This is a genomic window from Oscillospiraceae bacterium, from assembly GCA_015065085.1.
In the GTDB taxonomy this organism is placed as follows: Bacteria; Bacillota; Clostridia; order Oscillospirales; family SIG627; genus SIG627.
In genome coordinates this window covers 72,746-95,806 of sequence record SVQW01000005.1, presented here as the reverse complement: position 1 = coordinate 95,806, position 23,061 = coordinate 72,746, and the positions used below count along the sequence as shown (strand labels likewise).

Here is a 23,061-nt window from a genome sequence, read left to right as displayed (position 1 = left end):
ATTTATCAATTTTGCACAGAAAAAACTTTTTTCTTTAGTAAAAGTGCTTTTTGCGAATGCAGTGCGCCGTGCAATTTGCAATAAACCATGTGTTGATTTTTTCAAAAAAAGAATGTATAATATAAAGGTAATAAAACATACGGGGGAACATGATATGTCTGACACTTACACAAGACCACGCGATGTGTTTATAAGCTGGACGAGAGCGGATGCCCGAATAAAGGATGACATACAGCGCCGTCTGAGTGAGAGCGGTGTGACGGTATTGGAATCGGACATGCACTGCTACGGCAATTTCGTGGACTGGAGCCGTGCCGCCGCCACCTCGGCAACCGTTTTTATTGCAATCATAACCGAAAACTCCCTTTCCAGCGAGGGCATGGATTGGGAGCTTAAGGAGATATACAAAAAGCTGGAAAACCCCACTACAAGAGAGTGGTGGAGCAGTCACATCATTCCTGTTTGCATCACCGAGAGGTTTTACAAGGAATCCGATATATGCGCCGTTTTCCGAAAATACGAGATAAGCGCAGTGCTCATGGACAAAAGCAAAGACCTGCTTGAAGAAGTGTGTGCCCAGGCGTTAGAAAGCATTGTGTCGGGCTTTTACACCGAATACCGACGCAACGTGCGCGAGGAATATATAAAAATCTCCGCGCTGTACAGCGATTTTGAGGATGACAGCGATATAAACTTCGATTTTACAAAGCTTTATGTACCCCGAAAAATAACCTGTGACAACGGAGTTTCCGAAAACTCTCCCCGCGCCATGATGCAGCTTGGGCAGGTATCCTTTCTCAGAGGTGCGGCGGGAAGCGGTAAAAGCCGTTACATCAATCAGATATACGCCGCCGCCGAAAATAACGAGGTGGTAATAGCCTTAAAATGCGCCGACGCGGCAAAATCCGATGAAAGCCTTTTCACTCTGATGTACCGCCGATTCCACAGTGTGTGCGGGCAAAGAGCATTTTTGACCTCCGATGACTTCGGGAAAATGCTGTCGGAAAAAAAGCTGATACTCGTGCTGGACGGTGTGGACGAGGTAACCACCGGTGCATCAACCGCCTTGCTTGCCCAAAAAGCAGAGGAGTATTTCAGGCTGAACAGCACCGACACCGCTCTTATTTTCACGGGACGCAGTGAAAGGGACCTTAATCAGCTTATTATCGGTGATTACAAAATAAAAAAATACCTGCTTGAGCCGTTGGACGATGATGATATACACACGCTGGGCACAAATCTTTTTGTGCTTATGGGTGACCAAAGCAAGGGCGAAGCATTTTACGTCAGTCTGAGTGCGCTGGACAGCGAAATCCGCTCCAACCCGATGCTTCTCAGCCAGCTTGCCGCAATTTACAACAAAACAGGCACACTTCCGCGTACCGTTGCGGGTATTCTGGAGGCAGTGCTGAAAATAACCCTCAATCTTGAGGAAACAAAGCTCATGAGCGACATTCTGCCGTTGTACCGCGAAATGGTGGAGAGCGACATAAACGATATTCTCAACCGCTTCGCCTACAAGAAGTATGTTACGCTGTCCGAGGGCGAAAATTACACCTTCACCGAGCTTCTCGAGGAGGTTCTGGGGGAAAAATACGACGATGACGATGCGGCGCTGACCAAAAGAACGCGGTTTTTGTCGGGTTATCTGCAAAAACGCGCCATAGTGACAGAGGGCGAGTTCAGCCACAAAATGTTCCTTGAATACTTCACGGCGGTGTACTGCTTCAACTCCTCGTTCAGAAGCAGAAATCTCAGAAAGCCCGAGGCTGTGTCGGAGCTGTTCGCTCATTACAGCGACCCTTACTGGGAAGCGGTAATAAAGCTGTATCTTGCCAAGGCGGACAGCGTTATTAAAGCCGATGCGGCACATCAGCTTTTCAGCCTTATAACAACTTTCGGCATAAAGGAATACACCTTGCTGTTTGATGCCTGCTGTGAGCTGGTAAACCATAAAGAATGTGCGCAAACGGTTCTTGCGGGCGACATTCTCACAAAATCCGCCGACGGAACCTATCCGCCTTACGGACCGCTGTTCTGGTATATACCCGAATACGGGCTGTACACCTCTCTTATGCAGTCGTTGGCACAGCTTGAAGCCAACGCTCCCGCGGCGGCTCTCGTGCGCGATGTGTGCGTACTCAACGGCAGATTTTCGGCGCAGGAGCTGATGGGCGAAAGCACGCAAAGTATTTTTGACGGCGTAAAGCTCTCCTTAAACGGTGTCCGTTACGGGCTTTGCGAGCTGTTTTACACCGGAAAAACCGACCGAACCGACGAATCTGACGTTTATCCCCGACTTTTCAGCATACGCGAAACAAAATCATGGATGGACAGAGGATGCGGTGTGCTGTGCCATATGACACATCCCTTTGAGGACGAGCTGGGACTTTACCGTCACAGTATGTACAACACCCTGAACGATGAATACATCGGCATTGCCTGTGATATATATAATAGTAAAGAAATATCCCGAATTTTGTCATCCAAGCCCTGCAATAAGCTGTGCGGACTTTTCCTGTCGGACGGCGATGACACCGAAATCAGCTATATTCCCTTCAACCGCTCCGAACTGCGACACATTATTCTGCCCGAAAACACCACACGTCTGCACCGTGATTACAGTCTGCACGCGGTGCTTATGGCGGATGCCGCCTGCAACAAGGACGGTATAGTATATTTCTACGACAGAGTGTATATAGAAAACACCGACGAAATTCCCGACGGAATGTTTGCCGACCGCATCAATCTGGAGCAGGTGTACATCGGAGGCGGAGTCCGCACTATCGGAAAAAGCGCCTTTGAAATATGTGTCGGCTTGCAGAACGTGGTTTTACCCGAGGGTCTTGAAAGCATCGGCGACAAGGCATTTTTCGGCTGTGATGAGCTGAGTGAGATTGTATTCCCGCAAAGCCTGAAGTCCATCGGAGACTGGGCGTTTTTCAACTGCTCCTCCCTCACCGTGCTCAACCTTCCCGACAAAATCACCGAGATACCCGACGGTGCGTTCAGCAATTGCAGGCGGATCATGACGGTAAATCTGCCGCCTATGCTTACCGCGATACACGCACACGCCTTCAATAAATGCGAGGGCATAACCTTTTTATCTCTGCCGAACACCCTAAAAGCGCTGGGAGGCTCGGCGTTTATGGGCTGTAAACGGCTGATGAAAATCAGCATTCCCGACGGTGTCACTCTTATACCCTCTCAGCTTTTTGCCTCCTGCGAAGCGCTGGTCGGTGTGGAGCTGCCCGACAGTGTGACAAAAATATCTGCCGAGGCATTTGAGAATTGCTGTCGTCTGAAAAGCATAAAACTGCCCGACAGCATCAGTGAAATCGGACTTATGGCGTTCAGCGACTGCACAAGCCTTGAGCGCATAGAGCTTCCCGACGGTATAGATACAATAAATCGTGCCACCTTCGCCGGCTGTGATTCTCTTCGGGAAGTAAAGCTGCCGCGCTCACTCAAAACAGTGAAAAGCCGTGCCTTTTACAGCTGTGAGAGCCTTACATCGCTGGATTTTGCCCAAGGACTCACAGATATACATCCGTGCGCCTTTGAAAACTGTATCTCGCTGTCATATGTAAACCTGCCCGACACACTTGAATGTGTGGGAATGGATTTTTTTGCCAAGGAAAGCCGTGTGTTTGCGGGCTGTGTTTCTCTGAAAGAATTAACCGTCCCCGACAGCGTTCTGCTGATGGGCAAGGACACATTTGTAAATTGCGAAAACCTAACATCCCTTATTCTGCCCAGGAATTTCAGAGGCGAAGAAGCGTTTCTGGGCATCCCCGAGGGCACACAGGTTAAATTCAACCTTATCGACGTTGAGGAAAGAGAGCTTATTATCCCCGACGGCACAACCGAAATCGCCCCCGATGCTTACCGTGACGACCTTTCGATAGTAAGCGTGAAAATCCCCGAGGGTGTTACAAAAATCGGCGATAACGCTTTCGGCGGATGTGAAAATCTCGCCGCGATAACTCTGCCCCAAAGTCTGACGCATATCGGTAAAATGGCTTTCGGTTCCTGTCTCTCGCTGAAAAGCATCGTTTTACCGCGCGGTGTGACGGAAATTGCGTCGGCTGCCTTTGACACCTGCAATGCACTTGAGAATGTGGAGATACAAGGCGAAATCATATCGGTGGGTGCCAATGCCTTTACGGGCTGTAAAAGTCTGAAAAGCATAAATCTGCCCGACAGCCTTATTGAGGTGGGAGACTATGCCTTTGAGGACTGCGTCTCTCTGGCTGAGCTGAAATTACCCTACGGCGTTGAGAGAATGGGCGAAGCGGCATTCAGCGGTTGCAGTGCGCTTAAGGAAATAATTATCCCCACCGCCGTTACGGCAATCCCCGAGCACGCCTTTTTCGCCTGCGAAAGCCTTTCACGGGCAATTCTGCATGACGGTGTGAAAAGCATCGGTAAAAATGCCTTCAGCTCCTGCCGTTCGCTCACCCAAATCAAGCTGCCCGACGCGCTGGAGGAAATAGGTGAAAAGGCATTTGCCAAATGCAATACTCTGCGCGAAGCAGTGCTTCCGCCTCTTATAAAAGCTCTGGGCACCTCTGTTTTTGAGGATTGCACAAGACTTAAATATGTCTGTCTTGGCGACAGCACGGAATCTGTCGGAAATTACGCCTTCGGCGGATGCTTTTCGCTGGAGGAAATACATCTTCCGCAATGCCTTACCCGAATCGGTGCAAGCGCCTTTGAGGGCTGTGAAAGTCTGGAGCATATATCTCTCCCCCGCGGTTTGAGTTATATAGACCGCAACGCGTTCAGCGGTTGCGCAAGTCTGCGCGAAATAACCGTGCCGTCGGGAGTTGAGGTGCTGGGCGGAAAGCTCATCGATGACAGAGACGCGGACTATGACTACGGCGGAGTTTTTGAAGGCTGTGAAAGCCTTGAATACGCAAAGCTGGAATGTCCCCTCACAGAGCTGGAAAACAGACTTTTCAACAACTGCCGTTCTCTCAGACAAATCATATTGCCCGACACCGTGGAAAGCATAAAATTCGCGGCATTTTCGGGCTGTGCCTCACTGGAGACAATATCACTGCCCAAAGGTATAAAGCACCTTGCGGACTGTACTTTCGCGGATTGCGTTTCGCTGAAGGAATTTGACCTGCCCGAGGGTGTAAGCTATGTGGGGAACCATCTTTTCGAGGGCTGTACCTCTCTTGTCCGCATCGGACTGCACAGCGGTATAGGCGACATCGGCCGTTTCGCTTTCAGGAATTGTCGTTCGCTGAAACAGCTTACGCTGGGCGCGGAGCTGCGCAACATCGGCAAGGGTGCCTTCAAGGGCTGTAACGGACTTGAAAAGATATTCCTTTCTGCCAATTTCAAAGAGCTTGTCCCCGTCATTTTCGGAGATATCGACACAAAGATAATTGAATACATATAAAAAGCTTAACAGCAGGTGATACATGTGGTATCACCTGCTGTTTGTCTTTTCAATCCGTCAGCGTATTATTAAAATCACAGAATGTCTATGTACTCCCCGTTAAGCGCCTTGTTCATACTGCGCACAGCACAGAACTTACCGCACATGGAGCAGGTATCGTCCTGCTCGGGCTTACGCTCACTGCGTATTTTCTTGGCTGTTTCGGGGTCGAGAGCGCATGCCCACTGTTCTTCCCAGTCAAGCCTGCGCCGTGCCTGAGCCATGCGGTCATCAATATCTCTTGCGTGGGGGATTTCCTTTGCGATATCCGCCGCATGAGCCGCAATTTTGGAGGCAATAATGCCTTGCTTCACGTCATTAACATCAGGCAGAGCCAGATGCTCGGCAGGTGTCACATAGCAAAGGAATGCCGCGCCCGATGCCGCCGCAATCGCTCCTCCTATGGCGGAGGTTATATGGTCATAGCCGGGAGCAATATCCGTCACAATGGGACCCAGCACATAGAACGGCGCACCCATGCAAACCGTCTGCTGGAGCTTCATGTTGGCTTCTATCTGATCCAACGGCATGTGCCCCGGTCCCTCCACCATGACCTGAACATCCTTTTCCCATGCGCGCTTTGTAAGCTCGCCCAGACGCACAAGCTCTTCAATCTGGCACACATCGCCCGCATCCGCAAGACAGCCCGGACGGCAGGCATCACCCAGCGAAACGGTCACATCATACTCACGGCAGATGTCAAGTATTTCGTCATAATATTCGTAAAACGGGTTTTCCTCTCCTGTCATACACATCCAGGCGAACACCAATGAGCCGCCGCGGGAAACGATATTCATTTTTCTCTTATGCTTTCTGATTTGCTCAATGGTCTTGCGGGTGATACCGCAGTGCAGAGTGACAAAATCCACACCGTCCTCCGCGTGAAGACGGACTACATCAATAAAATCCCGTGCCGTAAGCGTTGCAAGGTCGCGTTGGTAGTGAATCACGCTGTCATATACGGGTACGGTTCCTATCATGGCAGGACACTCTCCCGTCAGCCTTCTGCGGAAGGGCTGTGTATCGCCGTGAGAAGAAAGGTCCATAATGGCATGCGCACCCATATCCACCGCCGTCATAACCTTTTGCATCTCGATATCGTAATCCTTGCAGTCCCGTGATACACCCAGATTGACGTTTATCTTGGTGCCCAGCATCGAGCCGACACCGTTGGGTTCTAAGCAAGTGTGAAGCTTATTGGCGCAAATAACCGCCTGACCTTTGGCAACAAGCTCTCTTATTTCCTCCTGCGTTCTGTATTCCTTTGCCGCAACGGCTTTCATTTCGGGAGTGATGATACCGCGTCTTGCGGCATCCATTTGTGTTGTATAGCTTCTCATTTTATTCAGTTCCTTTCAGACAAGTTATTCAAAAAACCGTCCGCTGATATCAAACATATGGTTCATGGGCCCCGAGCCCTGACCCAAATCAAGCATTGCACCCAGTGCACCCGATATATATTCCTTGGCTCTTTCAACCGAGGCTTCAAGGCTATATCCCTTGGCAAGATTGGACGCAATTGCCGACGAAAGCGTACATCCCGTACCGTGTGTGTTCGGATTTTCTATACGCTCGGCGCAAAACCATCTTAAGCTGCCGCCGTCATACAAAAGGTCATTTGCGTCATTGATGCTGTGTCCGCCCTTGAGCAGCACGGCACAGCCGAAGCTTTCGCCCATAGCCTTTGCCGCATATTCCATATCCCGCTTTGTACGTATAGCGATGCCCGACAGGACCTGTGCCTCGGGGATATTGGGCGTAACAAGACGCGCCAGCGGAAGAAGCTCCTTTTTCAGCGCCTCTGCCGCGTCGGGCTCCATAAGCCTTGAACCGCTTGTCGCAACCATTACGGGATCGACCACAATATTTTCCGCTTTATAAAAGCGAAGTCTCCCGGCGATTACCTCTGTAAGCTCCGCCGAACCCGTCATGCCCGTCTTTACGGCATCGGGGCGGATATCGCGGAATACCGCATTTATCTGAGCCTCCAAAAACCCGGGAGCAGTCAGGATAATACCCTCAACACCTACGGTGTTCTGTGCGGTCAGCGCCGTGATTGCGCTCATGGCGTAAACTCCGTTCATTGTCATTGTTTTTATATCCGCCTGAATACCTGCGCCTCCGCAGGAATCACTTCCCGCTATCGATAATACTGTTTTCATTTGTATCCTCTCAAACTATACGGCTCCGTAAAGCCCGCCGTAATAAAAACCGCGCCCCTCAGCATATCCCAAGCTCCGCGGCTCTTCTTTTAAGCTGTTTCACCGCCGTTTGGGGACATTCGGCTTTCATAACGGCGGATACAACGCAAATGCCCGCAACGGGAATACCTCTGAGAACGTCAATATTGTTTTTGTTAAGCCCGCCGATTGCATTTACGGGGATGGGAACAGCCCTGCAAATGTCGTTAAGCGTATCGGTGGAGGTGATAACGGTTTTTACTTTGGTTGTTGTCGGATATATCGCTCCCACTCCCAGATAATCGGCACCGCTCTCATAAGCTTCAAGCGCCCACGGCACCGTCTTTGCGGTCGCTCCGATAATGAAGTCATTGCCGAGAATTCTTCTTGCACTCTCAACGGGCATATCCTCTTTCCCCAGATGCACACCCTCTGCACCGACGGCAAGCACAACATCCACACGGTCATCGATAATCAGCGGAACATTGTATTTTCGGGTCAGCTCATGAACCCTTTCGGCAAGCCGTATATACTCTATTGTGGATTTGTTCTTCTCGCGGAGCTGAACAATACTCACACCGCCCTTAAGCGCTTCTTCAACACGGCGCAGAAATTCATCCTGCTCAAAGCCCGTGGAATCGGTTATAAAATAAAATGTTGTATCAAGCTTTTTCATTTTGTTCTCCTTACACGTACACATAATCATTCAATACCGGCTGAAGACCTTCGCTTTCAATATCCCGATACATGCACTCAAGGCTTCGGCTGTCGTCTATTTCAAACTGCTCATCGCCCCCGTCGCTATCGCTTTTTTTACCGCTGTATTTGCTTTCATGGTCACCGATGCCGGTGGAAACACCTGCGGACACCTTTGTGGCGGCGATTTTAACTATGCCGTTTCTGAACTCCGCACTCTCGCGGGATGACACGGTAATGCCGACAAACGGAAGAAAAATACGGTACGCACAAATAATCTGGCAAAGCTCTCTTTCGTGAACATCAAGCGGATTGATTTTGTCGTTATTGATAATGGGACGAAGTCTCGGGCAGGACAGCGACATCTCGGCGTGAGGATATTTTCTTTGCAGATAATAAACATGCAACGCACTTGCCAGCGCATCCTTGCGGAAGTCCGAAAGCCCCAGAAGTGCCGAAAATGCAACGCCCCGCATACCGCCGCGCAGGGCTCTTTCCTGGGCGTCAAAGCGATAGGGCCATATGCGCTTGTGGCCCAAAAGATGGAGCTGTTCGTATCTGTCGGTGTCGTAGGTCTCCTGAAACACTGTCACATAGTCCGCACCGCATTCATGAAGGTACTTATATTCGTCGGTATTGACGGGATAAATCTCAAGCCCCACCATGCGAAAATATTTTCTTGCCGTTTTTACGGCTTCTCCTATGTATTTCACGTCGCTTTCAAAACGGCTCTCGCCCGTCAGAATGAGAATTTCCTCCATACCGCTGTCGGCAATCACCCTCATTTCCTTTTCGATCTGCTCCATGGACAGCTTCATTCGCCTGATGTGGTTATAACAGTTAAATCCGCAGTACACACAGTAATTTTCGCAGTAGTTGGCGATATACAAGGGTGTAAAAAGGTACACGGTGTTGCCGAAATGCCTGCTTGTTTCCAGCCTTGCGCGCTGAGCCATCTGTTCGAGAAGCTCAGAGGCGGCAGGCGACAAAAGTGCCTTGAAATCCTCAACGGTGCAAACGGAATGCTCCAGCGCCGTGCGGACATCATCCGAAGTATATCTGCTGTAATCATAAGAATGCATTTGTTCCATGACCTGCGAGCATACGTCCGATTGTATAATCTCCATACCCGGCAGATATTCCATATGATTGTTACGGCTTGAGGGGTCGTTTTCGATACGGTGCTTTTTTTCAAGCGCCTCGGGCGAGAGGTGCTTTGAGTCGACAAAAAAACGCTTATCCACTTTCTTCACCTCAATCTCTTATAAAGCCCGTCAAGGGGTCGGAGGCAGATGCACCGCGGGTAAGAACTCTGCCGAGCCCCGAAAGATACGCCTTACGGCCCGCCTCAACCGCCTTTCTGAAAGCCGATGCCATCATGGGAAGGTCACCCGCGGTTGCAAGCGCGGTATTTGCCATGATTGCCGCCGCACCCATTTCCATGGCTTCGCAAGCCTGAGAAGGTCTGCCAATGCCCGCATCCACAATAACGGGAAGGTCAATTTCGTCAATGAGTATCTGTATAAATTCCCTTGTGGCAAGCCCCTTGTTGGAGCCTATGGGAGATGCCAGCGGCATAACGCTTGCCGCGCCTGCGTTTACAAGGTCGCGGGCAGTGTTCAGATCGGGATACATATACGGCATAACCACAAACCCTTCATTTGCAAGTATTTCGGTCGCCTTGACGGTTTGTTCATTATCGGGAAGCAGATATTTGGAATCCCGCATAATTTCGATTTTAATAAAATCACCGCATCCCAGCTCACGGGCAAGTCGGGCGATACGAACCGCCTCCTCCGCATTTCTTGCGCCCGAGGTGTTGGGCAGAAGCGTAACCCCATCGGGAATGTAATCCAGAATGCTTTCGTGCTTTTCGGTATTGGCGCGCCGAACCGCCAGAGTGATAATTTCCGCCCCCGCGTCCTTTACCGCCGCTTCAATCAGCTTCATGGAATATTTTCCCGAGCCGAGAATAAAACGTGAGTTGAATTGGTGATTGCCGATAATAAGCTTGTCGTTATTCATTTTTCCTCCTGATATTCAAATCTGTTTGCCAAAATCCGCAGTACCGCGTGCGCCTGATGCGCGGCGCACAGCATAACACGGGACGATATGAGCCCCATTGTGTCGGCGACATCGCTTTTTCCGTCTCCGCACAGATAGAATTTGTCTGTTATTTTTCTTGTCCTGATGCTGTTTGCATCCCCCATGCCCGCCATTCCCGAAGCCGCAACAAAATATTTGTCCGGCATTTTTGAAAAGACGGTGTCCGCAAGCATAGCCTTTTGCTGAGCGCTGTCAAATGCCTCGCAGATAACATCCGCCTCCGACAAAAGGGATACGGCATTTGATCGGGTTATTCTTTGTGTATGTATTTCGAGTGAAACATACGGTGTTAATTCTCTGAGATTTTCTGCAAATGCTTCGGTCTTATACATTCCCGTCTGACTTGCCTTATACTGCTGACGGTGAAGATTTGTGATATCCACACGGTCAAAATCAATCAGTATAAGCCTGCCCACACCCGCCCTTGCAAGCGCCACGGCGATATTTGAGCCCAGCCCGCCCAGTCCGCACACCGCAACGGTTGCACGGGAAAATGCCATTTGCAGCTCTTTGCCGTATCGTTGCTCCAGAGCGCTGTCCCATTCTTCCTTTGAAGGAATCACTCAACCACCTCCCACAAAGCTCACGATTTCCACACTGTCGCCGTCCCTCAGAACGGTATGGGCATAAGAAGCCTTCGGAACGATATTTCCGTTCAGCTCCGTTGCTATACGCTTCATATCGTAAGCTGTGCTCTCAAGATACCCGGCAAGGGTTTTGCCCGCTATCTCCAGGGGCTTTCCGTTTACGTTTACCATTTTTACACCTCCATGTAAATTGCAACAAAAAAAGGAAGCCGCCGATTTGGCAGCTTCCGTAAATTGCTTGTTTTTCCTAACATTCTTGCATCAGGCATCCCTACGTTGGCATTATCCAAATCAGGTTCTCGGTCGAAGGTCGCACCTTCCTCTCAGCCTGTATACAAGCTCCCGTATATTCGGTTGTGAGTACATTATACACCTGCTTTTTAAAAAATGCAAGTGTTTTCTGACACTTTTCCAAAAGTCGCAAACAATTTTTTACAAAACATCATTAAAACAAAAACAACAGCAGATGATGCATCTGACATCACCTGCTGTTTGGTGCAGTGAGTGATGATAAATCCGAACCAAACATAGCTTCAATTCCGAAAAAAACGAAAAACATTTTGTTAAATCATATAACAAACTATTGACATTGAATTGTTTTAGTGCTATAATCTTCCAAAGAGCACGATCAACAATGGAGGACGTTTATGAAATATTTTCAAGGAGTTAGCGAGGGACGGCTCCAAACGATTTTAGAAAAAATGAAGCAGGTGAAAGCCGTACTGATCGGTGATATGTGTCTTGATGTGTATTGGGTTGGCGACATGACAAGAAGTCACCTTTCCAGAGAAACACCTCATTTTCCTTTGCCAATAGTAGAAGAACGCTTTTCCGCCGGCGCAGGAGGTAACGTCGCAGTCAATATGGCGACACTTTGTGACGGGTTTACCCCTATCGGTGTCATTGGCGACGATTGGCGCGGTGTTTGTTTAAAAAACGTCATGGAAGAGCTTGGTATTTCCGCCGACGGACTTGTGATGGCAAAAGGACGAGTTACTAACGCTTATTGTAAACCCATGCGCAAAGGATATCCCGGTATAGAGGTAGAGGATCCGCGTCTGGATTTTGAGAGCTTTTCTCCGCTGTCTAAAGAGATGGAGGATCAGCTGATCGAGAAGTTGAAACGCTATGCGGCATCAGCCGACGTGCTTTGCGTAAGCGATCAGTTTGAGAATGGATGCGTTACGGACAGAGTGCGCGAAGTGATCAACGGTCTTTCACAGTCGGGGCTTTTAACGGTAGTGGATAGTAGATCTCGCATTGACCGATTCCGTCACTGCATTTTGAAACCAAACGAAATGGAATGCGCGCATGCGATCGAAACCGATCTGTCGCTTTGCGCAACCGAGGATGATATAGCCATGGCAGCTTGCCGTCTTGCAAGAAAAACCGATTCTGAAGTTTGTTTGACTCTTGGCGAGCGAGGATGTCTGATATATCGAAAAAACGGTGCCACACGAATCTACGCTATACCCGTTGCACCGCCCGTAGACACGGTAGGCGCGGGGGATTGCTTTCTTTCCGCGTTTTCGCTGGCTCTGGCATCCGGAGCGAATGACCGTGAGGCAGGCGTGATCGGCGCCCTGGCTTCATCTGTTTGTGTGAAGAAGATGAATACAACTGGAAGTGCGAGTGCATCTGAACTTATTGAACAACTTATTCGTTATGGAGAATGATGAAATGATAAAAGCGCACAATTCTGCCATTATGCGAGAAAGTAATCAGCGCTTGATCGTAGATATGATCCGAAAAAAACCGTTATCGCGAGCAGATCTTTCCCGCGCTATGGGTCTTTCTCGTGCAGCCGTTACAATTCTTACCGATTCTCTTATTGAACAAGGCATTATCATGAACGGAGATGTCGTAAAATCCGGATCAGGACGAAGACCGACTTTGCTACAGTTGAATCCCAATGCCTTCATTTCCATCGGGATTGATTTAAGCCGTGATGGCTGCGAGATACTGTTAACTGATTTTTCAGGGAATAAGATTTTCGGAAAGAAAATGGATTTTCTTGAAAGTGCCGAGAAAACCGTTTTGCTCATTTGCGAAGAGATCACGCTTGCATTAGCTAGCGTAAGCAACGGTGCCACACCCTTGGGAATATGTATCTGTGCTCCGGGTCCCATTGACTCTGCGAAAGGCATGATACTGAATCCATCTGGATTGTATCTTTTTCACGATTATAATATCAAACACGCGTTTTCTTCCCGTTTTGCCCTTCCGGTGTATTTGGAAAAGGATACGAACGTGCTGGCTCTTGCCGAGAAAAACCGAAATAACGTTCATGGCGATATGCTGTTTTTGCTCGCCGACCACGGCATCGGCTGCTCGATCATCAAGAACGGGCATCTTTTTACCGGAAGAGACGGTATGGGCGGAGAGCTGGGGCATACTACGGTAGACATCAACGGACCCACCTGCGCCTGCGGAAACGTCGGTTGCGCCGAATTATACGCATCTATTCCGGCAACAGTGCAAAAAGCCGGTGCAAGCAGTTGGAATGACCTGATATGCAGAGCCGAAAACGGCGATCAAAAAGCAATGACTGCGCTGCGGGAGCAAGGGAAAATTCTTTCAGTCCTTTGTATCAATGCCGTAAACTTATTTGAACCTCTGAATATCGTTTTGGGCGGAGAGTTGACGAATGCGGATTTTGTACTGAAGGAAATGATAGAAAGCGCTCTTGACCGCGCTGCATTCTCACGGAAGGTACACCAATTTCATGTGTATTCTTCTTGCCTTGGAAAAAATGCACGCGCTTATGCCGCAGCTATGACGGCTTTGGAATATTACTTTAATGGAGGAATGCACTTATGATCGTTTTGGAGCAACACGAAAAGAAAAAAATCGTTGCTGCCGTTTTTGATTTTGACGGAACCTTGTCGACGCTTCGTTGCGGTTGGGAAGCCGTTATGGAGCCTCTTATGCTGGAATGTATTTTCGGCGACGGATATACCGAGGAAAACCAACGAGAGGTTCGCGATTATATTAAAGATTCGACCGGAATTCAAACCATACTTCAAATGAAATGGCTTGCCGAACGCGTTAAGCAACAGGGGAAAACGCCACTTGATCCTTGGGAATACAAGGCGGAGTACAACCGCAGATTAATGATAAACGTGGAAAAAAACAAAGCAGACGCGCAAGCGGGTAAAGCAGATCATTACATCATGCGCGGATCCAAGCAATTTCTTGCTGCCCTTAAAGAAAGAGGTATTCGACTCTATGCGGCAAGCGGAACCGATGAGGAAGACGTGATCAAAGAGGCAGAAGCGCTTGGTCTTTCTTGCTTTTTTGAGGAGATTGCCGGAGCAAAACCACACAGTGAGAATTGCTCAAAAGAAGCAACCTTGGAACGACTGATCGCGAAAAATCACAGTGGACTTCTCGTAGTCGGAGACGGACCTGTCGAGATCAGATTAGGAAAAGCCGTAGGTGCTTGTACGCTTGGCATCTGTGGAAAAGAAAAAGAGCTGTGCGGATTTGATGATGTAAAGATTCAACGGTTAACCAATGCCGGAGCACACGCTCTCGTAGATTGTTTTGAGAATGTAGATAAAATTTTAACATGGCTGGAGAATTAATATGGAAACCAGAGGAATTTTTATTGGCGAAGGAAAAAACCGGCAGCTGGTATTTGATAACATTAAAACATACGACGCAAACGACCGAAGAAATTTGGTCACCATTGATAATCTTATGACACCGGGTGTTACGCCTCATGAAAACTTCGAGCATCCCGATTTTGACGTGTTGGTTGAAAGAATCGCAAAGGCGAGAAGCAGCAATCGCCCTGTTATTTGGTCGATGGGCGCCCACGTGATCAAGAACCGCCTTTCACGCTATTTGATCGCAATGATAAAAAACAAAACCATAACGCATATTTCATCGAATGGTGCCGGAAGCATTCACGATTTTGAGCTGGCATATCTTGGGGGAACCAGCGAGGACGTTCCCTCTGCCATCGAGGACGGTTCCTTCGGAATGTGGGAGCAGACCGGGGCTTGGATGAACGAGGCATTGCGATTGGGAGCCGAGCAGGATCTGGGTTACGGAGAGGCATTGGGAAAGTATATTTTTGAAAATCCCGACAAATTTCCATACCGTGAGGATTGCGTACTGTATCAGGCGTACGTCAACAATATTCCGGCCACCTACCACATTGCCCTCGGAACCGATATCATTCATCAGCATCCCTCTTGCAATATGGCGCTGATCGGTAAATGTTCGGGTATTGATTTTAAGAAAATGTGTGCAACAGTTTGCGATCTTGACGGAGGCGTTTTCTTGAATTTCGGCTCAGCGGTGATCGGAGCGGAGGTCTTTTTGAAGGCACTGTCCATTGCGAGAAATCTCGGATACCCAACGTTTGACATTACCACCGCAAATTTCGACCTGATAGATTTGGGGGATTACCGTTCCAAGATCGGGTATAATGATCCCAACTATTATTACCGTCCCCGAAAAAATATCGTAAACCGTCCCACCAGCAAAGGCGGTCTCGGATGGCATTTTTGCGGAGATCATCAGCATACGATTCCCACTCTTTACGATAAGCTGCAAAGCAAGCATAGCTGATTCCAAACGCAAATTTAAAACCTGATTATCATCACATATCACCCGAACACTCGTTTTCTGCGAAAACGCAAAGAAATCCGAACCCTTCGCCTACCAGCTTTGGGTTCGGATTTCTACTGTTTGGTGCCGGAAGCGGGGGTCGAACCCGCACGGTATCGCTACCACCGGATTTTGAGTCCGGCACGTCTGCCAATTCCATCATTCCGGCATTATTGTGTGCGCAAAAGAGCTTTGCATTGCGCTTATATGTTAGTATAACACAAAATAAATGAAATTGCAATAGGTTTAAGAAAATTTTTATTACCAATCAGCTTTTCCTTGCCGACACAAAAAAGAGAAGCGCAAATCGGCTTCTCATCGCATACACTTCATTGTCTGAAGCAGATGTTTTCTTTTTTCCGGCGGTAACAATTTCCATTCCTCGTAAAATTCTTTAAGCTCGGGGGTCATAACAACTTGCTCATCGTCAGAAAAGAATTCCGCAAGTGAAATATTCATTGTTTCGCATATCAACTGAAGCGTTGCAATAGTGGGGACAGTACCACGATGAAATATATTTGATAATGTGGATTCGGGTATTTTGCTTTCCTTGGAAAGCCGATACTTTGTCCAGCCGTATTTTTTAAGAATAGCAGAAAGTCTTTCAATAATGTCCACTTTATCACCCATCTTTCTTAAAGTATTATACTACTCAAGTGAGTAATTTTGCAGACCGCAAGTATGGTAGTAAATACTACGTTAATTACGCAAACAAATGCGGAATTGAAGTTATAAATATTTATGAAAAAGGCAATTGAAGCAACATTTGCCGGAATTGAATTTTGCTCTACGTGAATACACGCGGTGCTGTCTGAAAATGTTATATTTCCTCTATACACGTTATAAAAACCTTAAATTAACATTTATTTATGCAATGTACACAAAAAACACTACTCACTTTCTCATGGTTATCGTGAAAAATTCATTTTTCCCTATTGAAATTGGAAAAGTTATGTTGTATAATGAACACATACCGCTGAAATTAATCATCTTGCCGAATTTAAGAGTTTTCTTATCCACAGATAGATTTTTATTCAGACGCTTATAAATTTGGAGGACAAAAACTATGCCTAACATCAGCACTGCCAACATTCGTAATATCGCCCTGCTCGGTCACAGCGGAAGCGGAAAGACATCTCTTGCAGAAGCTATGATGTATCTTACAAAAGCTACTGACCGGTTGGGCAAAATCAGCGAAGGAAACACCATGTGCGACTACGACCCCGAGGAAATAAAGAGAGGTTTTTCGGTTTCCACCGCCATTGCCCCCATTAATTTTAAAGACAAAATCATCAATATTATAGACACTCCCGGTTATCTGGACTTTATCGCCGAGACCCGTCAGGCTCTGCGTGTTGCGGGAAGCGCGCTTATCGTGGTGAACGCCAAAGCAGGTCTTGAGGTAGGCGCGGAGCTGGGCTGGAGATACGCTCAGGAATCCAACATTCCCAAGTCCATTTTCGTAAACCATCTGGACGAGGAAAATACCGATTTCAGCAAAGTACTCATGGAAATGCGCGATATGTTCGGTGTTTCGGTAGTTCCGCTGGTTGTTCCCTTCAGAGAGAATGACAAGCTTGTATGTCTTGTGGATATTGCGCGTAAAACCGCGTTTATCCGCGAAAACGGCGAAAGAAAGCAGATAGATGTACCCGCCGGCGCACAGGCACTTATCGACAGATACAGAGAGATGCTGGACGAAGCTCTTGCAGGCACCTCCGACGCACTTATGGAAAAATTCTTCACAGGCGAAGAGTTCACCATGGAGGAAACACTTACCGCGCTTCATGACGGTATGGTTTCGGGCGACATCACTCCCGTATATTCAGGCTCCGCCACCACCACCTGGGGCGTTGAGCACTTCCTTGAATACATAGCAGAGTCCTACCCCACTCCCCTTGACAAAAAGGTTGAGCGCGGTGTTGAAGGACCTATCGAAATCAAGGAAACGGGTCCCGCCTCCATCTTCGTATTCAAAACGGTTGCCGACCCGTTTGTAGGTAAAATGTCCTACTTCAAGGTCATGAGCGGTGTTCTGAAAAAGGACGACGTTCTGAAGAACCTTACCACAGGTCAGACCGAAAAATTCGCTCATATCTACGTTTCCAAGGGCAAACGTCAGATAGAGGTTGAGGAAATGGCATGCGGCGACATTGGTGTTACCACCAAGCTTGTAAACACCAACACCAACGACACACTTTCCGCCGACCACGACAAGCAGTATGCGAAAATCACCTTCCCCGAGCCGCTTCTGTGCACCGCCGTTGTGCCTAAGGCAAAGGGCGACGAAGATAAGATTTCCGCAGGTATCGCAAAGCTTCTGGAGGAAGACCTCTCCATCAGATACGAAAACCGCGCCGAAACCAAGCAGCAGCTTCTGTACGGTCTGGGCGAACAGCATATCGACGTTATAGTCAGCCGTCTTAAAACCCGTTACGGTACAACGGTTGAGCTTGAACCCGAAAAAATTGCATACCGCGAAGCAATCAAAAAATCCGTCAAGGTTGAAGGAAAACACAAGAAGCAGTCGGGCGGTAAGGGACAGTACGGTCATGTATGGATAGAGTTCTCACCCGGCGAAGAGGACGGCCTCACCTTTACCGAAAGTATTTTCGGCGGCTCTGTGCCCAAGAACTTCCACCCCGCAGTTGAAAAAGGTCTGCAGGAATGTATGGCTAAGGGCGTATTGGCAGGCTTCCCCGTTGCAAGTCTTAAAGCCAACCTGTACGACGGCTCATATCACGATGTTGACTCGTCGGAAATGGCGTTCAAGCTGGCGGCGGCGCTGGCATTCAAGGACGGCTTAAAGCAGGCTAATCCCGTAATTCTGGAGCCCGTGGGCAATCTGAGCGTTACAGTACCCGATTCCATGATGGGTGACATCATCGGCGACATCAACAAGCGCCGCGGCAAGGTAATGGGCATGAATCCCAGCGAATTCCTCAAGGGATACAGCGTTGTTGACGCAGAGGTTCCTCAGAGCGAAATGGGCAACTTCACCATCACCCTGCGCGCCTCCACTCAGGGACGCGGAAGCTTCACCTACACCTTCGACCGTTACGCAGAAGCACCCTCCAACGTAGCGCAGAAGATAATTGAACAAGCAAAGAAAGAACAGGAATAAAATAAAACAAAAAAACTCCGTGGAAAGAGCAGGGTTGCTAAGGACAGTTATCTTTAATATAAACGAAATTTGGCACACAAAATTCCTGCTTGCAACAGTATACGACAAAACTACCCGAAGAAGAGAAAACAAAGCTCTTTTCCGGGTAGTATTTTTTTATATCGTGATATTCTGTGCCTTTCGCACAGAGTGATATTTCCCATTCGGGAAGTGATATTGAAATCTTGCGATTTCAGTGTTATTTTATTCGCCATAAACTGCCGGAGGCAATATCACTTGAACTTTGTTCAAATATCACTGCGAAGCAATAAAACTCGCCGTAAGGCGAATAAAACTGCCCAAGTGTCCTTGAGAACACTTGGGCAGTGCCACGGGAGTGTTTTTTCTAATGTGCAATTCGCAATTATGGAAAAAACCTGAAACGGAATCCGTTTCAGGTTTTAATTATTGTACCGACTGTAATACGAACACAATATCACGCGAAGCACTTTCCTTTACTGTCATGCTAAGCGGAGCGGAGAAACCGCGAAGTCGAAGCATATTTGAACTGTAAACCATTTAAGACAAATGGAAAGTAAAAGATTCTTCCATATCACATTCGGATTACGGCAAAGGAAAGCTTAGAGCGTCGCAAACGCATTAAGCGAAATGTCGGCTGTTATGCCGTCCTGATAATCATAAAATGCCTGCGCTCCTATCATGGCGGCGTTGTCTCCGCACAGCGAAATGGGCGGAAGATAAAGACCTATTCCCTTTTTCGCGCAGTATTTTTCAAGTGCGCCCCGTATGTGGGAATTGGCACTCACTCCGCCTGCAACGGCAAGCGATTTATAATCATAATCGGCAAGTATTTTATCCAGTCTGTCAATCAGTGTTTCCACCACATTGGCTGTAAAGGAAGCGGCAATATCCTCGCGGACAACCTCAATCCCCTTTTGCTCACTGTTGTGCAAAGTATTTATAACAGCGGTTTTAAGACCCGAAAAGGAAAAGTCATAGGGCGCATCCTTAACGTGAACCTGGGGGAAGGTGTATGCCTTGGGATTACCCGAGGCGGCAAGTCTGTCCATTTCCTTTCCGCCGGGATATTCAAGTCCCATAACACGCGCCACCTTGTCAAAGGCTTCGCCGATGGCATCGTCACGTGTGCGTGCGATGGTTTTATATGACGCAAAGGAGTCCATTCCCAGAACAGAAGTATGTCCGCCCGAAATAACCAGCGCAAGAAAGGGCGGTTTTAAATTTTCGTGCACAAGATAGTTCGCCGCCACATGACCCATTATGTGATTTACGGGGATAAGGGGCTTGGACAGCGAATACGCCAGCGATTTTGCAAAATTCACGCCCACAAGAAGCGCACCGATAAGCCCGGGGCGGTTGGTGCAGGCTACGGCGTCAATGTCGTCGAGAGTTACGTTTGCCGTCTCCAGCGCTGTTTTCACAAGGGGGCTTATTGCCTCGATGTGGGCGCGGGAGGCTATTTCGGGCACAACTCCGCCGTAGCGCTTGTGGATGTCTATCTGGGAAAGCACCTCGTTTGACAATATTTTTCTGCCGTCCTCCACCACTGCGGCAGAGGTCTCATCACAGGAGGATTCTATTGCAAGGATTTTCATAATTCCAAATCGTAAAGAACCGCGTCCTCGGTGGGACAGGTGTAGTAGTCCCGACGTGTGCCTACGGTCTTAAAGCCTTTCTTTTGGTAAAGTTTCTGTGCGGCGGTGTTGGAACGGCGAACCTCCAGCATCATTTTTGAAGCGCCGTCGGTACGGCTGTAATCTATTGCCACATCCATCAGTGCCTCGGCGATGCCCTCGCGTCTGTGAGCGGGGTGGGTGGCGATATCCATTATCTGAGCCTCGTCGGCAACGCGGTATATTACCGTAAAGCCTACGGGCTTATCCTCTTTAAGCGCCACAAATGCGGTGGCGAACTCGTTTTTGTCAAGATTTGTGAACTCGTCCTCGCACCAGGGGGTGGAAAAGCACTGCTTTTCTATCTCAAACAGCTCCTTTGCCCATTTAGGCTCGAAAAGCTCTACCGTGAAATCCGACATTTCCGGCTCTTCGGGAGGATTGAAAAGCTGATGTATGCCCTCATGAATGACATCCAGTGCCTTACGGTAAATTTCAATGTCCTGACCGTAGGGGTCGGGAATGTCGCGTGGCATAGAAATGAGGATTTTACCCTTTAAAAGATGGGGGTAAAGCTGAAAAACCGTTTCGGCATGATGACGGCTCATGCCCACAATAACATCACTGTCGGTAATAAGCTGTTCGTTTATCTGTACGGCGCGGTGGGAAAAATCAATGCCGTAGCGCTCCTTTACCGCCTGAACCGCGTTGGGGGAAGCCTCATCGTTGACACCCGCGGCAAGACCGCAGGAATATGCCTTTGCATCTATGTCATTATTCTCAAAAAATATGTTGGCACACGCCTGCGCCATAGGGCTTCGGCAGGTGTTGCCGGTACATACAAACAGTACTTTCTGCATAATACCACCTTTAATTTAATTCGAAATGCGCAATTCGCAATGCGCAATTAATGTTGAAAACCGCCAAGCGGTTTTCTTCCGAAATTGCGAATTGATAATTGCGAATTGCTAATTGATATTGATAAACGGCACGCCGTTTATCAATATCCTATTGTTCCGTTAAGGCTGTCGTCGTTGTCAATCCAGCTTTCGACGTCAATTACAGTGTATTTTTCGGGGGTGTTGCGTATGATAACGCGCTCAATGCCTGCGTTTATGACCATGCGCTTGCACATCTGACAGCAGTCGCCGTCCGGCACAAGCTCGCCCGTTGCGGAATCGATACCTGCCAGATACAGTGTAGCACCCAGCATCTGCTCACGGGGCGCGGCAATGATAGCGTTAGCCTCCGCATGAACCGAACGGCACAGCTCATAGCGCTGTCCGCGGGGAATATTCATTTTCACGCGCATACAGTAGCCCAGATCACAGCAGTTTTTTCTGCCTCTGGGAGCACCTGCGTAGCCGGTGGAAACAATGGAGTCGTTCCTGACAATGACAGCACCGTATTTTCTGCGCAAACAAGTGCCTCTCTGGGCAACCGTCTGTGCAATATCGAGATAGTAGTTTTCTTTTGTAACTCGTTGGTTCATAAACTTGTTCCTTTCAAGGCGCGGTGCGCCTTTTCAAATTCGCAATTTGCGAATTGAGCGAAGCGCAATGCGAATTGATAATTGTTAAAGCGTTTTTGTAAATTCTTTCAAAAATGCCTTAAAGTCCTCGCCCAGCTCGTCATTCTTAACACCCAGCATGACATTTGCCATCAAAAAGCCCAGCTTACTGCCCATATCGTGGCGGAAGCCTTCAAATTCGTAAGCCATTACCCTGCCGTTGCGCGCCTGGGTTGCCATTGCGTCGGTAAGCTGAAGCTCATTACCCGCACCGGGAGCGGTATTTTCAAGAATTTCAAAAATATCGGGGGTAAGCAGTGCTCTGCCCAGAATGGAAAGATTGGAGAACTTCTTTTCAATCGGGGGCTTTTCAATCATATCGGACACCTTATAAATTCTGTCCTCGCACTTATCCACCTTAAGAGAGCAATATTTAACAATCTGCTCATCGGTAACCGACTGCACACCCACAACGGACATGCCGTACTTATCATAAATATCCACCATTTTTTTGGTAGTGGAAACGGGTGCATCTATAACGTCGTCGCCGTAAAGCACCATAAAAGGCTCATCGCCCACAAAGGACTTGGCACGCAGTACGGCATGACCCAGACCCTTGGGCTCCTTCTGGCGGATAAAGTATATGTTTGCGAGGTCGGCAACGGTACGCTGTTTTTCCAGCATTTCCAGTTTACCGGATGACTTTAATTTACTTTCGTATTCAACGGAGTAGTCGAAATAGTTTTCGATGGCTTCCTTTCCGCGGTTGGTGATTATAAGAATATCGGTAATGCCTGCGGCAACCGCCTCCTCAACAAGGTACTGAATGGAGGGCTTATCCACGATGGGCATAATTTCCTTGGGTACACCTGCCGCCGCGGGAAGCATACGGGTTCCCAGACCTGCTGCGGGAATTACGGCTTTTGTTATTTTTTTCATAGAAATACCACCTTTTTGTGTAAATATGTATTATTGAAGTTATATTATACCAAAAAAAACGTGATAAATCAAGAAATAAATTGAAAAAATATGAATAATACCAAATTTAACAATATTATATAGATTTATTTTTCATTTTGTACATTTATACGGGCACTGCTTTGATGTATAATATAAGATGTACTAATTTGTATTTCTGCGAAATTATGAGAT

Annotated in this window: 18 protein-coding genes, 1 tRNA gene and 1 riboswitch; of the genes, 6 read left to right on the top strand and 13 right to left on the bottom strand. The window is 48.1% G+C overall.

The window, feature by feature from the left end; all coding sequences use genetic code 11:
• Positions 1-112: 112 nt before the first annotated feature.
• Complete coding sequence (locus E7588_05445) at positions 113-5,413, top strand: TIR domain-containing protein (protein ID MBE6688705.1); 5,301 nt, start codon at positions 113-115, stop codon at positions 5,411-5,413.
• 74 nt (positions 5,414-5,487) lie between these two features.
• Here the strand turns inward: E7588_05445 and thiC are convergent, their stop codons facing one another.
• Genes thiC through thiS form a run of 7 tightly spaced genes read right to left on the bottom strand, consistent with a single transcriptional unit; the run spans position 5,488 to position 11,192 of the window.
• A complete protein-coding gene (gene thiC, locus E7588_05440) occupies positions 5,488-6,792 on the bottom strand; it encodes a phosphomethylpyrimidine synthase ThiC (protein ID MBE6688704.1) in 1,305 nt (434 codons plus the stop codon).
• 24 nt (positions 6,793-6,816) lie between these two features.
• A complete protein-coding gene (gene thiD, locus E7588_05435) occupies positions 6,817-7,614 on the bottom strand; it encodes a bifunctional hydroxymethylpyrimidine kinase/phosphomethylpyrimidine kinase (protein MBE6688703.1) in 798 nt (265 codons plus the stop codon).
• Between the two features lie 58 nt (positions 7,615-7,672).
• A complete protein-coding gene (gene thiE, locus E7588_05430) occupies positions 7,673-8,308 on the bottom strand; it encodes a thiamine phosphate synthase (protein ID MBE6688702.1) in 636 nt (211 codons plus the stop codon).
• Between the two features lie 10 nt (positions 8,309-8,318).
• Positions 8,319-9,572 (bottom strand): 2-iminoacetate synthase ThiH, encoded by a 1,254-nt coding sequence (gene thiH / locus E7588_05425; GenBank protein MBE6688701.1) that lies wholly within the window; start codon positions 9,570-9,572, stop codon positions 8,319-8,321.
• 10 nt (positions 9,573-9,582) lie between these two features.
• Positions 9,583-10,353 carry a thiazole synthase gene (locus tag E7588_05420; protein MBE6688700.1) on the bottom strand — a complete coding sequence of 257 codons (771 nt, stop codon included), beginning with the start codon at positions 10,351-10,353 and terminating at the stop codon, positions 9,583-9,585.
• Positions 10,350-10,997, bottom strand: a complete 648-nt coding sequence (gene thiF, locus E7588_05415; protein ID MBE6688699.1) for a thiamine biosynthesis protein ThiF — start codon at positions 10,995-10,997, stop codon at positions 10,350-10,352. Before thiF ends, E7588_05420 begins: the two co-directional genes overlap by 4 nt.
• Positions 10,998-11,192, bottom strand: coding sequence for a sulfur carrier protein ThiS (thiS, locus tag E7588_05410; GenBank protein ID MBE6688698.1), 195 nt, complete (start codon positions 11,190-11,192; stop codon positions 10,998-11,000).
• Between the two features lie 80 nt (positions 11,193-11,272).
• Positions 11,273-11,376, bottom strand: a riboswitch (TPP riboswitch).
• Positions 11,377-11,668: 292 nt separating this feature from the next.
• Between thiS and E7588_05405 the strand changes: the two genes are divergently transcribed.
• The 4 genes from E7588_05405 to E7588_05390 are packed head-to-tail and all read left to right on the top strand — an operon-like array spanning position 11,669 to position 15,602.
• Positions 11,669-12,697, top strand: a complete 1,029-nt coding sequence (locus E7588_05405) for a sugar kinase (protein MBE6688697.1) — start codon at positions 11,669-11,671, stop codon at positions 12,695-12,697.
• Positions 12,687-13,841, top strand: a complete 1,155-nt coding sequence (locus E7588_05400; GenBank protein ID MBE6688696.1) for an ROK family transcriptional regulator — start codon at positions 12,687-12,689, stop codon at positions 13,839-13,841. Before E7588_05405 ends, E7588_05400 begins: the two co-directional genes overlap by 11 nt.
• Positions 13,838-14,608, top strand: a complete 771-nt coding sequence (locus tag E7588_05395) for an HAD family hydrolase (protein ID MBE6688695.1) — start codon at positions 13,838-13,840, stop codon at positions 14,606-14,608. Before E7588_05400 ends, E7588_05395 begins: the two co-directional genes overlap by 4 nt.
• 1 nt (position 14,609) lies before the next feature.
• The gene (locus tag E7588_05390; protein ID MBE6688694.1) at positions 14,610-15,602 is read left to right on the top strand and encodes a hypothetical protein; all 993 of its coding nucleotides are present in this window, start codon (positions 14,610-14,612) and stop codon (positions 15,600-15,602) included.
• 121 nt (positions 15,603-15,723) lie between these two features.
• On the opposite strand, the gene E7588_05385 is transcribed toward E7588_05390, so the two are convergent.
• Both E7588_05385 and E7588_05380 read right to left on the bottom strand, forming a co-directional pair.
• A tRNA-Leu gene (locus tag E7588_05385) sits at positions 15,724-15,810 on the bottom strand.
• Between the two features lie 146 nt (positions 15,811-15,956).
• A complete protein-coding gene (locus E7588_05380; GenBank protein ID MBE6688693.1) occupies positions 15,957-16,271 on the bottom strand; it encodes a helix-turn-helix transcriptional regulator in 315 nt (104 codons plus the stop codon).
• A 436-nt stretch (positions 16,272-16,707) separates the two neighbouring features.
• Here E7588_05380 and E7588_05375 point away from each other — a divergent pair, with 436 nt between their 5' ends.
• A complete protein-coding gene (locus E7588_05375; GenBank protein ID MBE6688692.1) occupies positions 16,708-18,765 on the top strand; it encodes an elongation factor G in 2,058 nt (685 codons plus the stop codon).
• Positions 18,766-19,385: 620 nt separating this feature from the next.
• On the opposite strand, the gene tsaD is transcribed toward E7588_05375, so the two are convergent.
• From tsaD to galU, 4 genes are all read right to left on the bottom strand, one after another.
• Positions 19,386-20,381: a tRNA (adenosine(37)-N6)-threonylcarbamoyltransferase complex transferase subunit TsaD gene (gene tsaD / locus E7588_05370; protein ID MBE6688691.1), complete on the bottom strand. Its 996-nt coding sequence runs from the start codon at positions 20,379-20,381 to the stop codon at positions 19,386-19,388.
• A complete protein-coding gene (rimI, locus tag E7588_05365) occupies positions 20,378-21,259 on the bottom strand; it encodes a ribosomal-protein-alanine N-acetyltransferase (GenBank protein MBE6688690.1) in 882 nt (293 codons plus the stop codon). Before rimI ends, tsaD begins: the two co-directional genes overlap by 4 nt.
• A gap of 140 nt (positions 21,260-21,399) precedes the next feature.
• On the bottom strand, positions 21,400-21,891 hold the full coding sequence (locus E7588_05360) for a dCMP deaminase family protein (GenBank protein MBE6688689.1): 492 nt from the start codon (positions 21,889-21,891) through the stop codon (positions 21,400-21,402).
• Between the two features lie 84 nt (positions 21,892-21,975).
• Positions 21,976-22,848 carry a UTP--glucose-1-phosphate uridylyltransferase GalU gene (gene galU, locus E7588_05355; protein MBE6688688.1) on the bottom strand — a complete coding sequence of 291 codons (873 nt, stop codon included), beginning with the start codon at positions 22,846-22,848 and terminating at the stop codon, positions 21,976-21,978.
• Positions 22,849-23,061: the final 213 nt, after the last annotated feature.